This is a genomic window from Phenylobacterium sp. (genome assembly GCF_037189685.1).
Taxonomy (GTDB): Bacteria; Pseudomonadota; Alphaproteobacteria; order Caulobacterales; family Caulobacteraceae; genus Phenylobacterium.
Map to the genome: position 1 here is coordinate 337,394 of NZ_JBBCIT010000007.1, position 16,305 is coordinate 353,698.

At 71.9% G+C, this 16,305-nt stretch carries 16 protein-coding genes and 1 tRNA gene; 8 read left to right on the top strand and 9 right to left on the bottom strand.

Annotated features, from left to right (window positions below; genetic code table 11):
• Positions 1-19 precede the first annotated feature (19 nt).
• Positions 20-766 (top strand): sulfite exporter TauE/SafE family protein, encoded by a 747-nt coding sequence (locus tag WG212_RS05195; RefSeq protein ID WP_337186003.1) that lies wholly within the window; start codon positions 20-22, stop codon positions 764-766.
• A gap of 19 nt (positions 767-785) precedes the next feature.
• Here the strand turns inward: WG212_RS05195 and WG212_RS05200 are convergent.
• Together WG212_RS05200 and WG212_RS05205 are read right to left on the bottom strand one after the other, a co-directional pair.
• Positions 786-862 (bottom strand) — tRNA-Arg (locus WG212_RS05200).
• A gap of 84 nt (positions 863-946) precedes the next feature.
• The gene (locus tag WG212_RS05205) at positions 947-1,393 is read right to left on the bottom strand and encodes a helix-turn-helix domain-containing protein (protein ID WP_337186004.1); all 447 of its coding nucleotides are present in this window, start codon (positions 1,391-1,393) and stop codon (positions 947-949) included.
• Positions 1,394-1,466: 73 nt separating this feature from the next.
• Between WG212_RS05205 and WG212_RS05210 the strand changes: the two genes are divergently transcribed.
• From WG212_RS05210 to WG212_RS05235, 6 genes are all read left to right on the top strand, one after another.
• The gene (locus tag WG212_RS05210; RefSeq protein WP_337186005.1) at positions 1,467-2,165 is read left to right on the top strand and encodes a cation transporter; all 699 of its coding nucleotides are present in this window, start codon (positions 1,467-1,469) and stop codon (positions 2,163-2,165) included.
• Between the two features lie 38 nt (positions 2,166-2,203).
• Positions 2,204-2,602, top strand: coding sequence for a hypothetical protein (locus WG212_RS05215; protein WP_337186006.1), 399 nt, complete (start codon positions 2,204-2,206; stop codon positions 2,600-2,602).
• Positions 2,603-2,651: 49 nt separating this feature from the next.
• Positions 2,652-3,947, top strand: a complete 1,296-nt coding sequence (locus tag WG212_RS05220; RefSeq protein WP_337186007.1) for a TolC family protein — start codon at positions 2,652-2,654, stop codon at positions 3,945-3,947.
• Positions 3,947-5,209, top strand: coding sequence for an HlyD family efflux transporter periplasmic adaptor subunit (locus WG212_RS05225; RefSeq protein ID WP_337186008.1), 1,263 nt, complete (start codon positions 3,947-3,949; stop codon positions 5,207-5,209). Before WG212_RS05220 ends, WG212_RS05225 begins: the two co-directional genes overlap by 1 nt.
• 10 nt (positions 5,210-5,219) lie before the next feature.
• Positions 5,220-8,360 carry a CusA/CzcA family heavy metal efflux RND transporter gene (locus WG212_RS05230; protein WP_337186064.1) on the top strand — a complete coding sequence of 1,047 codons (3,141 nt, stop codon included), beginning with the start codon at positions 5,220-5,222 and terminating at the stop codon, positions 8,358-8,360.
• Between the two features lie 149 nt (positions 8,361-8,509).
• Positions 8,510-8,698 carry a hypothetical protein gene (locus WG212_RS05235; RefSeq protein ID WP_337186009.1) on the top strand — a complete coding sequence of 63 codons (189 nt, stop codon included), beginning with the start codon at positions 8,510-8,512 and terminating at the stop codon, positions 8,696-8,698.
• Positions 8,699-8,815: 117 nt separating this feature from the next.
• Here the strand turns inward: WG212_RS05235 and WG212_RS05240 are convergent, their stop codons facing one another.
• From WG212_RS05240 to WG212_RS05270, 7 genes are all read right to left on the bottom strand, one after another.
• Positions 8,816-9,331, bottom strand: a complete 516-nt coding sequence (locus WG212_RS05240) for a CarD family transcriptional regulator (protein WP_337186010.1) — start codon at positions 9,329-9,331, stop codon at positions 8,816-8,818.
• A 294-nt stretch (positions 9,332-9,625) separates the two neighbouring features.
• Positions 9,626-9,967 (bottom strand): ferredoxin FdxA, encoded by a 342-nt coding sequence (gene fdxA / locus WG212_RS05245; protein ID WP_337186011.1) that lies wholly within the window; start codon positions 9,965-9,967, stop codon positions 9,626-9,628.
• 126 nt (positions 9,968-10,093) lie between these two features.
• Positions 10,094-10,507 (bottom strand): DUF805 domain-containing protein, encoded by a 414-nt coding sequence (locus WG212_RS05250; RefSeq protein WP_337186012.1) that lies wholly within the window; start codon positions 10,505-10,507, stop codon positions 10,094-10,096.
• Between the two features lie 6 nt (positions 10,508-10,513).
• On the bottom strand, positions 10,514-10,942 hold the full coding sequence (locus WG212_RS05255) for a DUF805 domain-containing protein (RefSeq protein ID WP_337186013.1): 429 nt from the start codon (positions 10,940-10,942) through the stop codon (positions 10,514-10,516).
• A gap of 33 nt (positions 10,943-10,975) precedes the next feature.
• The gene (locus WG212_RS05260) at positions 10,976-11,260 is read right to left on the bottom strand and encodes an RNA-binding S4 domain-containing protein (RefSeq protein WP_337186014.1); all 285 of its coding nucleotides are present in this window, start codon (positions 11,258-11,260) and stop codon (positions 10,976-10,978) included.
• On the bottom strand, positions 11,257-13,809 hold the full coding sequence (locus WG212_RS05265; protein WP_337186015.1) for a helicase-related protein: 2,553 nt from the start codon (positions 13,807-13,809) through the stop codon (positions 11,257-11,259). Before WG212_RS05265 ends, WG212_RS05260 begins: the two co-directional genes overlap by 4 nt.
• A 288-nt stretch (positions 13,810-14,097) precedes the next feature.
• Positions 14,098-14,337: a type II toxin-antitoxin system ParD family antitoxin gene (locus WG212_RS05270; RefSeq protein ID WP_337186016.1), complete on the bottom strand. Its 240-nt coding sequence runs from the start codon at positions 14,335-14,337 to the stop codon at positions 14,098-14,100.
• A gap of 139 nt (positions 14,338-14,476) precedes the next feature.
• On the opposite strand from WG212_RS05270, the gene WG212_RS05275 reads away from it, so the two are divergent.
• Positions 14,477-16,294 (top strand): DUF885 family protein, encoded by a 1,818-nt coding sequence (locus WG212_RS05275; protein WP_337186017.1) that lies wholly within the window; start codon positions 14,477-14,479, stop codon positions 16,292-16,294.
• Positions 16,295-16,305: the final 11 nt, after the last annotated feature.

Here is a 16,305-nt window from a genome sequence, read left to right on the forward strand (position 1 = left end):
GGCCGGCGGCGTCCGGCGCGTGAGCGGGCTGGAGCCGTTCCAGCTCGGCCTCATCCTGGCGGTGGTCTTCCTGTCGGGCGTGCTGCGCGGCCTCACCGGCTTCGGCTTTGCGATCGCCGCCGTGCCGCTGCTGTCGCTGGTCCTCGAACCCCGGGCCGCGGTGGCGGCGGTGGTGCTGCTCCAGCTCGCCATCGGCCTGACCGACGCGCCGAAGGCCTGGGGCGAGGCCTGGCGCGCGCCGCTGCCCTGGCTGATCGCCGGCGCGGTGGTGGGCACGCCGGCGGGGATGGCCGCCCTGCGCCTCCTGCCGCCCGACCCGGCGCGCCTCATCGCCGCGGCGGCCGCCGCGCTGGCCCTGGCGGCCGTGTGGCGCGGCCCGGCGCGGTCGGGCGCCGCCCGCGCGCATCCGGGCTGGGTCGGCCTGGCGTCGGGCCTGCTGAACGGCCTGGCCGCCATCCCGGGGCCTCCCGTGGTCGCCCACGTGCTCAACGCCTCGGTGGGCGAGGCTTCGGCGCGCGCCGCGCTCATCGTCTTCTTCGCTGCGACGGCGGCGCTGGCGACCCTCTCCGGCGTCGCCCTCGGGGTCATCGGATGGCCCGATGCGGCCCTGGCCGCGGCAGGCTTCCCCGCGCTGATGGCCGGCGCCGCGCTGGGCGCCCGGCTGTTCCGGCTCGGATCGCCCACCCTCTACCGCCGCGCGGCGCTGGCCGTCCTGGCCGTCTCGGCCCTGGCCGCCGGACTCAAGGGATTGGCCGGCCTGGCATGAGGCCAGGTGGCGGCTGCGCTGGCGGCCCGGGAGGGACTCGAACCCCCGACCTTGGCTTTAGGAAAGCCCTGCTCTATCCGGCTGAGCTACCGGGCCGCGCTTGCGAGACGGGCTGCTTAGCCGAAGACCTCGCGAACCTCCAGCGCCGGACGCGCCGTGAGGCGCGGGCGCCACAGGGTGTCACAGGGCGCCCAGGGTCGTCGGCCCGTCGTGATCGTCCGCGCAGAGGCTGTGGTCGCCCAGGGCCTCGATCACCCGGCAGTCGCCGGCGCGGCCGTCGCAGTCGGCGCGGGCCATCCGCCGCAGTTCGCGCCGCAGGGCCTGGAGCCGCTCGATCTTCCCTTCGACGACCGCGAGTTGCTCGGCGGCGAGGGCGTTGGCTTCGGCGCAGGGCCGGTCGGGGTCGTCGGCGAGGGCCAGCAGGGACCGGATGGCCTCGACCGCGAAGCCGAGCTGACGGGCGTGCTTGATGAAGGCCAGGCGCCGGACGTCGGCCTCGCCGTAGAGCCGCCGGTCGCTCTCCGTACGCTCGGGCTCGGGCAGCAGGCCGATCTGTTCGTAGAAGCGGATGGTCGGGACCTTCACGTCCGTGGCGCGGGCCAGCCGTCCGATGCTGAGCGACGTCATGGGAATCCTCTCGCGGCGCGAGGCGAAAATAGGCGCTTGATCCTCTAGCGGCTAGAGGATGCAGGATGGTCGCATGTCGAGCTGTTCCCCTTCCGAAGGCGCCGGCGAGCACGGCTGCTGCGGCCACGACGTGGTCTTCGACGGCGCCTCGCCGGGCTATCGGCGCGCCCTGACGGCGGTGATCTGGATCAACGCGGTCGCGTTCGTCGTCGTCGCGATCGGGAGCTGGCTCGCCGGCTCCGCATCGCTGGCCGCCAACACCCTGGATTTCGCCGCCGACGCCGCGACCTACGGCATCAGCCTCTGGGCCATCGGCCGGTCGGTGGAGGTGCGCAGCGGCGCGGCTCTGGTGAAGGGCGCGAGCCTGGCGTTGATGGCGATGGGCATCCTGGGATTCGCCGTCTGGCGGGCGTTCACCGGCGCCCCGCCGGAAGCGGTGGCGATCTCGGGCCTCGGCCTGTTCGGCGCGGCGGCGAACCTGGTGGCGGCCCTGCTCCTGATGCGCTACCGCGACGGCGACGCCAACGTGCGCTCGGTGTGGCTCTGCACGCGCAACGACCTGATCCAGTGCGTGGCCGTGGCCCTGACGGGCGTGGCGGTCTGGCTGACCGGATCGCGTTGGCCCGACCTGATCGTGGGCGTGCTGCTGGCGGCGGTCTTCCTGCGCTCGGCCTGGCAGATCGTGGTCCAGGCCCGCGGCGAGCTTCGCGCCGCCCGGGACCCGGCGCGCAACTTTGTAACGCATTCCCGCCATCCCACGGCCTCGCTATAGGGGCGGCGATGATGCGGTCGTGGACAGGATGGCGGTGGGTGGCGGGCCTGATGGCCGCGCTCCTGCTCGCGCCCCTGGGCCCGGCCCCGGCGGCCGCGGCGCCCGCCTGTCCCGATGACCCCGCGCCTCTGGTCCGGTTCGAGGCGGGGGAGACGACGCCCTACGGCGGTGAAGTTGTCGGGGGCGTGGTCACCGAGACCGACCCCCTCGGCGCCGACGATACGATCCAGGCGTCCACCGCGCCTGCCGGCGATGTCTGTGCGGACGGCTGCGTCGCCTGCGGGCACTGCCAGTCGCATCACACGGCGATTGGCGCGCCGGCCGGTCCTGCGGCCGCGCCTCCGCGCTTCGCCCTTCCCGAGCGGCGCGCCCATTCCGGCGCCGCCGCGCCGCCTTCTCACCTGACCGACCGCCTGAAGCGTCCGCCTCGCGCCTGACGACCCATGCGCGCCCGCCGCGCCCCGTCGTCAATGCAGAGGAATCTCCATGCCTTCCCCATCGCTGGGGGCCCGGATCGCGGGCCTCCTGGCTTCCGTCGCCCTTGCGGCGCCGGCGGCCGCCCAGACGCCCCCGGGACTCGCCCAGACGCCCCTCGGGCTTCCCGAGGCGCTGGCCCGCGCGAGCGGGGCCGATCCGTCCGCGGCGGCGGCCGAGGCCCGCCTGGCCGCCGCCGAAGCGGGCGTCCGGCAGGCCGCCGTCCGTCCCAATGCGTCGCTCGACCTCCAGGTCGAGAACTTCGCCGGCAGCGGCCCCTATTCGGTCGTCGGCCGCAGCGAGACGACGCTGAGCTACGAGCGCCCCCTGGAGCGCGGCGGCAAGCGTGAGGCCCGCACCGCCCAGGCGCGCGCCGAGGCCGCAGTGGTGCGCCTGCGCGCCGAGGTGCTGCGCCTGGACTTCCTGCGCGATGTGCAGACGACCTACGCCGAGGCGCTGGCCGCCGAGGCCGAGCTGCTGATCGCCGACGCCCGACTGGTCGCCGTCCAGGCGTCCCAGCGCGACGTCGTCCGCCGGGTGAAGGGCGCCCGAGATCCCCTGTTCGCCGCCTCGCGCGCCGAAGCGCTCACCGCCCAGGCGGAGATCGAACGCGACCGTGCGCGCGAGGCCGCCCGTACGGCCAGGGCGCAGCTCGCCGCAACCTGGGACGGGTCGCCGGACTTCACCCTGAAGCTGGACGACTTCTTCAACGTGACGCCTCCCGATTCCGGGCCATCCGCCGGCGTCCCGGCTGGAGCGGCGCCGGACGCGGCGCTTCTGGAAGCCGAACGCGATGTCGCCGCCGCCGCGCTGCGCGTGGCCCGGACCCGCGAGGTCGCCGATCCGACCCTGCGCGCGGGCGTCCGCTACTTCGGCGAGGGCGACGAGGCGGCCCTGGTGATCGGCGGCTCGATCCCCCTGGGTGTGCGCGCCAGCGCCCGCGCCGGCATCGACCGCGCGCGCGCCGAACATCTCGCCGCCGAACAGGAGATCGCGGCCGAGCGCACCCTTCGTGACCGGCGGATCGCCCGGCTCGAGGCCCGGATGCGGGCGATGGCGGTCGAAGCCGAGCGCATCCGCGCCGAGGTCGTCCCGCATGCGATCCGGACGGTCGAGCAGGTGACGGCCGGCTTCAACCGGGGCGGCTTCGAGTTCCGCGACGTGGCCGAGGCCGAGCGCGCGCTGGCCGACGCCCGCACCCGCCGCGTCGAGGTGCTGCGTGACTTCCACATGGCCCAGGCCGAGCTCGACCGCCTGACGGGCCGGTACCGCGCCCTGGCCAAGACATCCTTCGAGGAGCGCCGCTGATGCTCAGGACGACACCCACCCTGGCGGCGCTGGCCGTCGCCCTGCTTCTCGCGGGTTGCACGGACGGGGGGCGCGAGGCGGGCGCCGATGCGCACGGTCACGCCGAAGGCGCCGGAGAGGCGGACCACGACTCCGAAAGAGGCCCTCAGGGCGGCCGCCTCCTGCGGAGCGGTGATTTCGCCCTGGAACTGCTGATCTACGAGGCCGGCGCATCGCCGGAGTTCCACGCCTACGCCTATCGGAAGGGCAAGCCGGTCAGCCCGGACACGGTGAAGGTCGAGGTCGAGCTCGGCCGCCTGGACGGCGAGGTCGATCGCTTCACCTTCGCGCCGCAGGGGGACTTCCTGCGCGGCCTGGGAGTAGTCGAGGAGCCGCATTCCTTCGACGTGAAGGTGCGCGCCTCCGAGGGTGGGCGGTCTCACCAGTGGGCCTATGAGTCGTACGAGGGCCGCACCACCCTGACGCCGGAGGCCGCCACCGCCGGCGGCGTGAGGACCGAGGCGGCGGGGCCCACCACCATGCCCGAGATCGTGGAGATGGCCGGCCGCGTGGAAATCACCCCCGAGGGCCAGGGCGAGGTGCGCGCCTGGTACCCCGGCCGGGTCATGTCGATGACGGCCAAGCTGGGCGAAAACGTCCGCAAGGGCCAGGTGCTCGCCCGCGTGGAGTCGAGCAGCAGCCTCCAGACCTACTCGATCCCCGCGCCGATCAGCGGCGTCGTGATCCAGAAGGGCATGAACGTCGGCGACGTCACCTATGAGCGGCCGCTGTACGTCATCGCCGACCCTGACCGGCTGCACGCCGAATTCTTCGTCTATCCGCGCGACGCCGAGCGGGTGCGGGAGGGGCAGAAAGTCGAGGTCCGCACGCTCTCGGGCGAAACCCGCGTCCGCGCGCCCGTGGAGGCCGTGGTCCCGGTCGCCGACCTCACCAGCCAGACGCTGCGCGCCCATGTGCACCTGCCGCCCGGCGCCTCCCGAGCGTTCAAGCCCGGAATGGGCGTGGAGGGCGCCTTCGAGGTGGCGTCGCGCCAGGTTGCGCTCGCGGTGCGGACCCGGGCGATCCAGCGCTTCCGCGACGCCGAGGCCGTCTTCGTGAGGGTGGGGAACACCTACGAAGCCCGGCTGCTGGAACTTGGCCGCAGGACGCCGGAGTGGACAGAGGTCTTGGGCGGCCTGAAGCCCGGCGCCGAATACGTCACCGACGGCGCCTTCCTGATCCGCGCGGACATCGAGAAGTCCGGCGCGGCGCATGATCACTGAGGGACGCGCCATGCTGGAACGGATCATCGCGACATCCATCCGCTGGCGCTGGCTGGTGCTGGCGCTGGCCCTGCTGAGCGCCGTCGTGGGCGTCTGGAGCTTCCAGCGCCTGCCCATCGACGCCACGCCCGACATCACCAACGTACAGGTGCAGATCAACACAGAGGCTCCGGGCTTCTCGCCCCTGGAGGCCGAACAACGGGTCACCTTTCCCGTGGAGACGGCGATCGCCGGCCTGCCGGGGCTGGACTACACGCGCTCGATCTCGCGCTACGGCCTCTCGCAGGTGACGGTCGTCTTCAGGGACGGCACGGACATCTACTTCGCCCGCCAACTGGTGAACGAGCGGCTGCAGTCGGCGCGGGAACGACTGCCTGACGGCCTGTCGCCCGAACTGGGCCCGATCACCACCGGCCTCGGCGAGATCTTCCATTATACGCTTCAGGCCCGGCCCGGCGCGCGCAAGCCCGACGGTTCCGCGTACACGCCGGAAGACCTCCGGACGCTACAGGACTGGGTGATCCGTCCGCAGCTTCGCAACACGCCCGGCGTCACCGAGGTCAACTCCATCGGCGGCTTCGAACGCCAGTACCACGTCACCCCCCGCCCCGAGCGGCTGTCGGCCTACGGCGTGACGATGGCCGAGGTGATCGAGGCGCTGAAGGCCAACAACGCCAATGTGGGTGCGGGCTATGTCGAGCGCTACGGCGAGCAGTACCTCGTGCGGGCGCCCGGCCAGGCGAACGGCGTCCAGGACCTGGCGTCGGTGATCATCGTCAACCGGGGCGGCGCGCCGATCCGCGTGGCCGACGTGGCCGACGTGGGCCTCGGCGAGGAACTGCGCACCGGCGCCGCCACCCAGAACGGCCGCGAGGTGGTGCTCGGCACCGCCTTCATGCTGATGGGCGAGAACAGCCGCACGGTCGCGCGTGCCGCCGCCCAGAAGCTGGAGGAGGCCGCGAAAGCGTTGCCGCCCGGCGTGGAGGCGACCCCGGTCTACGACCGCACCAAGCTGGTCGACCGCACCATCCGGACCGTCGAGACCAACCTGCTGGAGGGCGCGCTCCTGGTAGTCGTCGTGCTCTTCCTGCTGCTCGGCAACATACGGGCGGCGCTGATCACCGCGGCCATCATCCCGCTGTCCATGTTCCTGACCATCACCGGGATGGCGCAGTCGAAGGTGTCGGGCAACCTGATGAGCCTGGGCGCGCTCGACTTCGGCCTGATCGTCGATGGCGCCGTGATCATCGTGGAGAACTGTCTGCGTCGCTTCGGCGAGACCCAGCACAGGCTGGGGCGCCTGCTCACGCGCGACGAGCGGTTCGGCCTGGCGGCCGAGGCCACCGGCGAGGTGATCCGGCCGTCGCTGTTCGGCGTGCTGATCATCACCCTGGTCTATGTGCCCATCTTCGCCCTCGGGGGCGTGGAGGGGAAGATGTTCCATCCGATGGCGATCACCGTCGTGATGGCGCTGACCGCCGCCCTGGTCCTGTCGCTCACCTTCGTACCCGCGGCGGTCGCCCTCTTCGTGACCGGCAAGGTCGAGGAGAAGGACAGCCGGGTCATGCGCGGCGCCCGGCGCGGCTATGCGCCGGCGCTGGACTGGGCCATGAAGCGGCCCGTGCCCGTGGTGGCCGCCGCCGTCGCCCTGGTGCTGGCGTCCGGCCTCGCCGCCAGCCGGATGGGGTCGGAGTTCATCCCCACCCTGGACGAGGGCGACATCGCCCTGCACGCCCTGCGTGTTCCCGGAACGAGCCTGACCCAGGCCGTCAAGATGCAGGCCGACCTCGAGAGGCGCATCAAGAGCTTCCCGGAGGTCGAGCGGGTGTTCAGCAAGATCGGCACCGCCGAGGTCCAGACCGATCCCATGCCTCCCAACGTCGCCGACACCCTGGTGATGCTCAAGGACCGCAAGGCGTGGCCGAACCCGCGCAAATCCAAGGCGCAGCTGGTGTCCGAGATCCAGGCGGCGGTCGCGACGGCGCCGGGCAACAACTACGAGTTCACCCAGCCCATCGAGATGCGCTTCAACGAGCTGCTTTCGGGCGTGCGCGCCGATGTCGCGGTCAAGGTCTATGGCGACGACATGGACCGGCTGGTGGAGTTGGGCAAGGCGATCGAGCGGGTGGTGGCCGGCGTGGACGGCGCCCAGGACGTCAGCAGCGAACAGGCGACGGGGCTTCCGGTCCTGCAGATCACGCCGGACAGGGCGGCTCTGGCCCGTCTCGGCCTGAACGTCAGGGATGTCCAGGACCTCGTCGCGGCCTCGCTGGGCGGGACGGTCGTCGGCCAGGTCTTCGAGGGCGATCGCCGGTTCGACGTGGTGGTGCGGTTGCCCGAGGACATCCGGGGCCAGGTCGACCGCATCGGGGACCTGCGCGTGCCCTTGCCGGCCCTCGCCGGCGAGCCGCGCCGCTTCGTTCCCCTCGCCGACGTGGCCGGCGTGAACGTCGAGATCGGCCCGAACCAGATCAGCCGCGAGGACGGCAAGCGCCGCGTGGTGGTGACCGCCAACGTCCGGGACCGGGACCTGGGTTCGTTCATCGCGGAGGTGCGCCGCAAGGTCGACGCCGAGGTCGCGGCGCCGCCCGGCTACTGGGTCGGCTACGGCGGCACATTCGAGCAGCTCATTTCGGCCGCCCGGCGACTGCAGCTCGTGGTTCCGGCCACGCTGGTCCTGATCTTCGGCCTCCTGTTCATGCTCTTCCGCTCCGGACGCGACGCCGCGATCGTCTTCTCGGGCGTGCCGATGGCGCTGACCGGCGGCGTGGCCGCTCTGCTGCTGCGCGGCCTGCCGCTGTCGATCTCGGCGGGCGTCGGCTTCATCGCGCTCTCGGGCGTGGCGGTGCTGAACGGTGTGGTGATGGTCAGCTTCATCCGCGGCCTGCTGGCCCAGGGGCGTCCGCTGCGGCAGGCGATCCGCGAGGGGGCGCTCACGCGCCTGCGGCCCGTACTGATGACGGCGCTGGTCGCGAGCCTCGGCTTCGTGCCGATGGCCTTCAACACCGGCCCCGGAGCCGAGGTGCAACGACCTCTCGCGACGGTGGTGATCGGCGGGGTGCTGTCGTCCACGGCGCTGACGCTGCTGGTGCTGCCCGCACTGTATCTGCTGGCGCACCGACGCCGGCAGGGGCCGGCGGCGCCGCCCTGAGTTGTGCGACATCGAACGGCCGTAATTTCCGGCGCAGGTGACGGTTGCTTGGTGGGGACTTTTCAGGTCTGCCGGCCGGGTCCGGATCGTCCAGCCTCACGGGCTGTGGGCGTGGGGCGGATCCCGGCGGCATAGGGATGACTGCACGCGTGAACGCGATTCTCTGCCCCAACTGCAAGGCGCCGGTCTACAAGGTGAGACCGGTGCGCCTCCCCGCCGATCCCGACAGCCGCCGATGGGAAGGGCCGGCCCCCGCCGCCCTGGGGTTCGTCTGCACGCAGTGCTCGGTCCTGCTGCCGCTCTCCGCGGTGTGGGAGCCGGAGACGGCGACCGCCTGATAACAACCAGCCGGGCGACAACCGGCCCGGGCGACAACCGGCCCAGGGGCGATCGCGCAAAGGAAGACGCCCGGCGCGAGGCCGGGCGTTCCGTCGTCCGTAACAGAATCTGGCGGATCAGGCGGCCGCGGCGGCCGTCTTCACCAGCGACTTGTTCAGCATGGCGATGGCCGCGTCGCGGTCGATGCGCTCGATGGCGGCGACTTCGCGGGCCATGCGGTCCAGGGCGCTCTCGTAGAGCTGGCGCTCGGAATAGGACTGCTCGGGCTGGTTCTCGGCGCGGTGCAGGTCGCGCACCACCTCGGCGATCGAGATCAGGTCGCCCGAGTTGATCTTGGCCTCGTACTCCTGGGCGCGGCGCGACCACATGGTGCGCTTCACCCGGGCGCGGCCCTTCAGGGTGGTGAGCGCCTTCGACACCACGCCGGTCTCGGCCAGCGAGCGAAGGCCGGCCGTCTTGGCCTTGGCCGTGGGAACCCGCAGCGTCATCTTCTCGTGGTCGAAGGTGATGACGTAGACTTCAAGCTTCAGACCGGCGACTTCCTGGGTCTCGATCCCCTGGACCTGCCCCACGCCGTGCGCGGGATAGACCACATGGTCGCCGACCTGGAATTCATGACCGCTCTTGCTCATGGAAATACCTCTCATAACCGCCCGCGGAACCGCGGAACTGCCGTCAGAGCTTCCGGAAGCGCGAAAAAGCCATCCCATCCGCGGAACGGAGCGCGGCGGCCTCAACGCTGTGGAACGGAAGCTGACCTCTTAAGACACCCTTCGCCCGTGCCGACCGCCCTTCTGAAGGAGGCCGTCGGCCGGCTCATCTGTTGCAGACCGACCTGGGCGAAGCCTTCGTGTCGTGTCGAAGGCGACATTAACACAAAAACGTGCGGAATGAAAGGGTTGGGCCGGCCCGTGGTCAAGGTCGGCTCAGGAGCCGCGTCCCGGCTTCTCGGAGAAGTATTTCTCGAACTTGCCCGTCTCGCGCTCAAACTCTTCCCGGTCGGCGGGGGGTTCGCCCTTCACCGTGATGTTCGGCCACACCTTCGAGTATTCGGTGTTGATGCGCAGCCACTTGCTGTCCGGATCATCTTCGGTGTCGGGCTTGATCGCGTCGACCGGGCATTCGGGTTCGCAGACGCCGCAGTCGATACACTCGTCCGGATTGATCGCCAGGAAGTTCTCGCCCTCGTAGAAGCAGTCGACCGGGCATACCTCCACGCAGTCCATGAACTTACATTTGATGCAGGGATCCATCACGATGTAGGTCATGGCGGCGACTTGAAACTCCGGCGGGTGTCCCGCGCTCGTATTCGGGGCGCGGGTTTTTCACGGCCCGGGCGCCGGATGTCAATGCGACGGGCCGTCAGGATTTCTGCAAGGCGGCCCAGGGCGCTCTCAGGGCGTGGCCGTGCGGCCAATCCAGGGCCAGGCGGCGGGCTTGGGTCCGAAGCGGTTCGCACCGCGGCTTCCGGGCCAGGCGGCGACCAGCACCAGGCAGGCCCAGGGAAAGAGGCTGGCGGCGACGTACATCCACGACGCGCCGGGGTCCCTCGCTGCGGTTATGGCTAGGCACATTTCGAGCGTGATGGCTGCGGCGAGCCACCAGCCGGTCCGCCCCAGGTCGTGAAGCCGACGGATCGTCTGGAAGATCAGCGCCCAGGACAGGATGGCCTCCACCAGGCCGTTCTCCGCCCAGGCCGCCAGGTAGGCCCAAGGCAGGATCGCCGTCAGCCAAAGGAGGTACTCGCCCCGCGACCCGCGGCCGCGCAACCAGCGCCAGCCCGTCAGGAACGTCCCTGGCGCGCTCATGCGGCCCTATCCGAAGGTCTCGGCGGGGTTCGCCGCCTTGCGGCCGGGCGGTGGGCCGAACTCGTTGTCGAACGGCTGTCCGGGAAGGCACCCCAGGACGACGATACCCGCGAGCACGACCCCCGCTGCAGCGAGAGCCGCCGGGTCGGGACCGAGGGCGAACTGGAGCGCGAACGCGAGCACGCTGGCGGCGACGTTGAAGATCGGGGCGATCCAGCCCGTCCAGCCCAGGTCGTGCAGTCGGCGGATCCAGACCAGCAGCCGTACGATCGCGACCGCAAGCGTGGCGACCGGGCCGAGGCCGAAGAGCAGGATCTCGATGACCAGGAGCGGGGCGATCCAGATCCAGTATTCCTTGCGGTTCGCCCGCCCGGACAGCCAGCCGAGCTTCAACCCCGCGCGGCCGCTGGTGGCCTGTTGCAGCCTGTCGGTCATGCGACGCCCCAATCTTCCCGGCGAGACTGTGGCTCAGCTTTCTTCCAACGTCGAGTAGAGCGACCGCGCCTCGTCGGCCGGACCGCGGCGCTCGCCGAGGGCCGCCACCTGCACCGCCACCAGCCGCCCGCCCAGGGCGAAGACCAGGCGGTCACCCACCTTCACGGGGCGAGCGGGCTTCTCCAGCCGGGTCTCCTGACCGCTGCGGGTGAGGCGGACCCGGCCGGCTTCCAGGTGCTTCGCGGCCAGCGCGCGCGTCTTGAAGAACCGTGCGCGCCACAGCCATACGTCGGCCCGGCAGGACTCGGCGTCGTTCACTTGGGGGCGGCTTTCCGACGCCGGCGGCGTGACGCCGCACGTTCCGGCGGTCGCGGCGGCGGCTCGCGGAGCGCGGCCAGCGCGGCGAAGGGCGAATGGGGCCGGGCCGCCGCCGGAGGGGCGATCCCCTTTTCGCCCCGGCGGCGCCAGGCCGGCGGTTCGCCGTCCTTCGGCTTGCGGGCGGGCGCATAGCCCAGGCCGCGCAGGATCGCGTCCGCCTCGACGTCGCTCCAGCCCAGGGTCTCGCGCGTCGCATCCGGCAGGACGATACCGCCACCCTGCCGCGGCGCGGCGCGCATCAACTCGTCCAGGCGTTCGAGCTGCTCCACCGGTACGGCCAGCCGCCGCACGGCGCGCAGGCCCCAGGCCGCGAGCACCCGAGGGGGCGGCGCCGGCTCGGGCAGGGGACTCGGGCGATCGGCGGGTGGCCGCCAGCCCGCCGCATCGCGCCCCGCCAGGGCCTGCAGCAGGCTCTGCGCCGGCGGCTTGAGCAGCCCCGGTAGGAACAGGGAGTGCGCCCCGATCCGGACGCCCAGGCCGCGAAGCGCCCGCCGCTCCACCTGGCTCAGCGCCCGGGTCTCGCCGCGCACCTCGGCCCGGTCGAGGATGCCGCCGGCTTCGATCAGGCGATACGCAATTCCGCGCGGGAGCCCCCTGACACGGCCGTCCGCGACCGCCGCGTCGAGCCGGCGCAGGGGCGCCAGCCGCCGGCCGGCTTCCGCGGCGACGAAGGCCTCGAGCCGTCGCGCCGCGCGCTGTCGGGCCGAATCGTCGCCCAGGTCGCCCAGGAGCCTGACGCGGGGGTTGAACGGCTGGCCGCCCGCGACGACCCCGACCACGGCGCCGGCCCACACGAGCGCGCCGTCCGGCTGCAGGGACAGGTCCTCGTCCGCCGCACCCGCCAGCCGGCCCAGCCGCCGCGCCACCTCGGGCCCGACCGCGTGCTGCGCCGCCGCCCGCAGGGCCTTGGCTTCCAGCACCGTCGCGCCCTGCGCCGCCTCGAAGCTCACGCCGGAGAGGCGGCCGACGTAGTGGCCCTCCACGGTCACCGCGCCGTCGGCGGCCACGCCGGCGAGCATCTCCTCGCGCACGCGCAGGCCGCGCATGAGGGCGCTGGTCCGCCGGTCCACGAACCGGGCCATCAGTTTCTCGTGCAGGGTGTCGGAGAGGCGGTCCTCCAGGCCCCGCGTGCGCCCCTGCCATTCGATGGGGTCGACCAGCCAGTCGGGCCGGTTGGCCACGTAGGCCAGGGTCCGGACGCTGGCCAGGCGGCCGGCCAGGGCGTCGATCTCGCCGTCGGTGCGGTCCAGGTGATCGTACTGCCGCGCGATCCAGTCGTCGCCGATCCGCCGCCGCCGCTCGGTGAGCTGGAGGAAGAAGGCCTTGACCAGCGCGATGTGGTCCTCGGCGGGCGCCTTGCGGAAGTCGGGCGTCTGGCAGGCGTCCCACAGGCGCGCGAGGTTTGTGCGGTCACGGGCGCGGGTCTGCACCGTCTCGTCCCCGGCCAGCGCCTTCAGCATGGTTTCGTCCAGCGCTTCGGCCGACAGCTTCAGGCCCTCGCGATCGGGGAGCCTGGCCAGGCTCTTGAGCAGCGCCGGGAGGGACCCGAAATCCAGCTTCGAGTTGCGCCATTCCGCCCCGGCCACGGGCTCGAAGCTATGGTTCTCGACGGCCTCGACCAGGTCGGGGTCCATGTCCTCGGCCTCGCCGGTGACGCCGAAGGTCCCGTTCGCCTGGTAGCGGCCCGCCCGCCCGGCGATCTGGCCGATCTCCTGCGGATGCAGGAACCGGGTGCGCCGGCCATCGAACTTGCGCAGGCCCGCGAAGGCCACGTGGTCGACGTCCATGTTCAGGCCCATGCCGATGGCGTCGGTGGCCACCAGGAAGTCCACCTCGCCCGACTGGTAGAGCGCCACCTGGGCGTTGCGGGTGCGCGGGCTCAGGCTGCCCATCACCACGGCCGCCCCGCCGCGCTGGCGGCGGATCAGCTCGGCGATGGCGTAGACTTGGTCGGCGCTGAAGGCCACGACGGCGCTGCGCCGCGGCAGGCGGGTCAGCTTCTTCGGCCCGGCGTAGGTGAGACGGCTGAACCGGTCCCGCGTCTGGATCTCGGCGTGGGGCAGCAGGCGGCGCACCAGGGGCGCCATGGTCCCGGCGCCCAGGAGCATGGTCTCGGCCCGGCCGCGGGCGTGCAGCAGGCGGTGGGTGAAGACGTGGCCCCGCTCGGGATCGGCGCAGAGCTGGATCTCGTCCACCGCCAGGAACTCCACCTCGACGCTGAGCGGCATCGCCTCGACGGTGCACACGTAATACTGCGGCCGCGGCGGGACGATCTTCTCCTCGCCCGTGATCAGCGCCACGCAGCGCGGCCCGCGCGCCTTGACGATCCGGTCGTAGACCTCGCGCGCCAGCAACCGCAGCGGCAGTCCGATCATGCCCGAAGCGTGGCCCAGCATGCGCTCCACCGCCAGGTGGGTCTTGCCGGTGTTGGTGGGCCCGAGCACCGCGACCAGGCGCGGCGGCGCGGCGCCCGACGGGCGATCGCTCATAGCCTCAAGGTGGGGCGGCCGGCGGAGTCGGGCAAGCGCCGGGAGGCCGCGGATCTACGGATGACGGTCGAAATCCATGTGTTGATGCAGGGTAGTCGCCCATGGCGCGCTGGCGCCGGAAGAGAGACAGCGTGGAGGGCGCGGGGAAGCGTGCAGATCGCAAAGAGGCCGCACCAGCCTCGAATCTCCGCGGACCTCCGCGTCCTCTACGGTTCCAAATCCTGGGGCGGGCGCATGTCCGCCGTTCATAGGCGATCCCCCTGCCAAATGCTGGGCGGACGTAGCGCCTCAAGCGCCGCGTCGCCGCTCGGCGATGACGGCGTCGAAGTCGAAAGGCTGCGAGGGGCCGCTGGCTTCGCCTTCGATCAGGGCGGCCCGGAGATTGGCCAGTTGCGCCTCGCGTTCCTCCAGCAGGCGAAGGCCGGCGCGAACGACTTCGCTGGCCGAGGCGTACCGGCCCTCCGTCACCTGGGTGTCGATGAAGGCAGCGAAGTGCTCGCCGAGGCTGATCGAGGTGTTCCGGGCCATGTATTGGCATGCCAATTCTTGCCGCGGCGTCTCAACTCGCCGCCGCCACTCCGCCCGAGCCGTTCGGCGCAAGCGTGATTGCGCGGGGGCGGCTGCACGCTAGGGTCGCGGCAAAGCTCGTGCTCGACGGATTCCCGCCATGACCCTTTCCCGCCGCCGCCTGCTCCTGACCGGGGCCGCCCTCGGCCTGACCGCCTCGCCCCTCGCGGCCCGGGCGCGCCCCGTGGACGACCCGCGGCTCGCCGCCCTGCTGGACGCCTTCGTGGACGAGATGCTGGCCGCCGATCCCGAGACCGCCTCCAGCCTCGGCATGGACAAGGGTCCGCGCGCCGGGCTGAAGCGCCGCCTGAACGACCTCTCCGGCGACGGCCGCACGCGGCAGATCGCGGCCTATGCCGACCGCGCCGTCCGGATGAAGGCCATCTCCCGCGACGGCCTCTCGGGCAAGGACCTCACCACCTATGATTCCGTGCTCTACGCCCAGGAGGTGGGCGCCGAGGGGGGACGGTTCGGCTACGGGCGCGACTACGCCAATCCCTATGTCGTCAGCCAGCAGGACGGCGCCGTCGTCAGCATCGGCGAATTCCTCAACGCCCAGCACCTGATCGAGACCCGCGACGACGCCGAGGCCTATCTGGCGCGGCTTGAGCAGGTGGGCCGGTCGCTGGACGCGGAGAGCGACCGCATCAAGGACGCCGCCGGAAAGGGCGTCATCCTGCCGGACTTCATCCTCGCCACCGCGCTCGCCCAGGCGCGCCAGCTCCGCGACCAGCGGGCCGAAGCGACGCGGCTGGTCACCTCGCTTGTGGAGCGGGCGGCGGCGAAGGGACTGACGGGGAACTGGTCCGCCCGGGCGTCGGCCGTCGTCTCGGGTCAGGTCTTCCCCGCCCTGGACCGGCAGATCGCGGTGCTGAAGTCGCTGGAGCCGCGGGCCACGTCCGACGCCGGCGTCTGGAAGTTCCCCGACGGCGCCGACTACTACCGCTGGGCCCTGAAATACAACACCACCACCGACCTCGGCCCGGACGAGATCCATCGTGTCGGCCTGGAGCAGGGCGCCGAGATCGACGCCGGCATGGATGCGATCCTCAAGGCTCAGGGGCTCACCCAGGGCACGGTGGGCGACAGGATGAGCGCGCTGACCCGCGATCCGCGCTTCGCGTTCCCCGACACCGAGGCGGGCCGCCGGGACGTGATCGCGTACATCGAGGGCTGGGTGACGGCCGTGCGCCCGTTCATTCCCCGCTTCTCGAAACTGGGTCTTAAGGCGCCGGTCGAGATCAGGGCCGTGCCGAAGGAGATCGAGGCCGGCGCGCCGCTGGGCTACATGAACTTCGCGGCCCTCGATGGCTCGCGGCCGGCGATCTACTACGTCAACCTCAGCGACATGGCGAACTGGCCGAAGTACACCCTCGCCAGCCTGACGATGCACGAGGCCTTGCCGGGCCACGCCTGGCAGGGCGCCTACCTCGCCGAGCGGGCGGGCGAGATCCACACGATCGCCTCGCTGATGAACTTCGGCGCCTTCATCGAGGGGTGGGCGCTCTACGCCGAGCAACTGGCCGACGAGGTGGGCCTCTACGCCGACGACCCCATGAGCCGGCTCGGCTATCTCCAGGCCATGCGTTTCCGCGCCGCGCGGCTGGTGGTGGATACGGGCCTGCACCACAAGCGCTGGACCCGCGCCCAGGCGGTGGAATGGATGGCCGCCGCCGTCGGCCGCTCGACGGGCGCCGTCACCAGCGAGGTCGACCGCTATTGCGCCAGCCCCGGCCAGGCGTGCGCCTACAAGGTAGGCCACAACGAGATCGACCGCCTGCGTGCGAAGGCGCGCGCCGCGCTGGGGCCGAGGTTCGACCTGCGCGACTTCAACGATGCGGTGGTGACCACCGGCGGGACCCCGCTGGCGGCGCTCGAGCGGGTGGTCGACCGTCACGTGGCGGCGACCGGAGGCTGATCGGCGCGGAG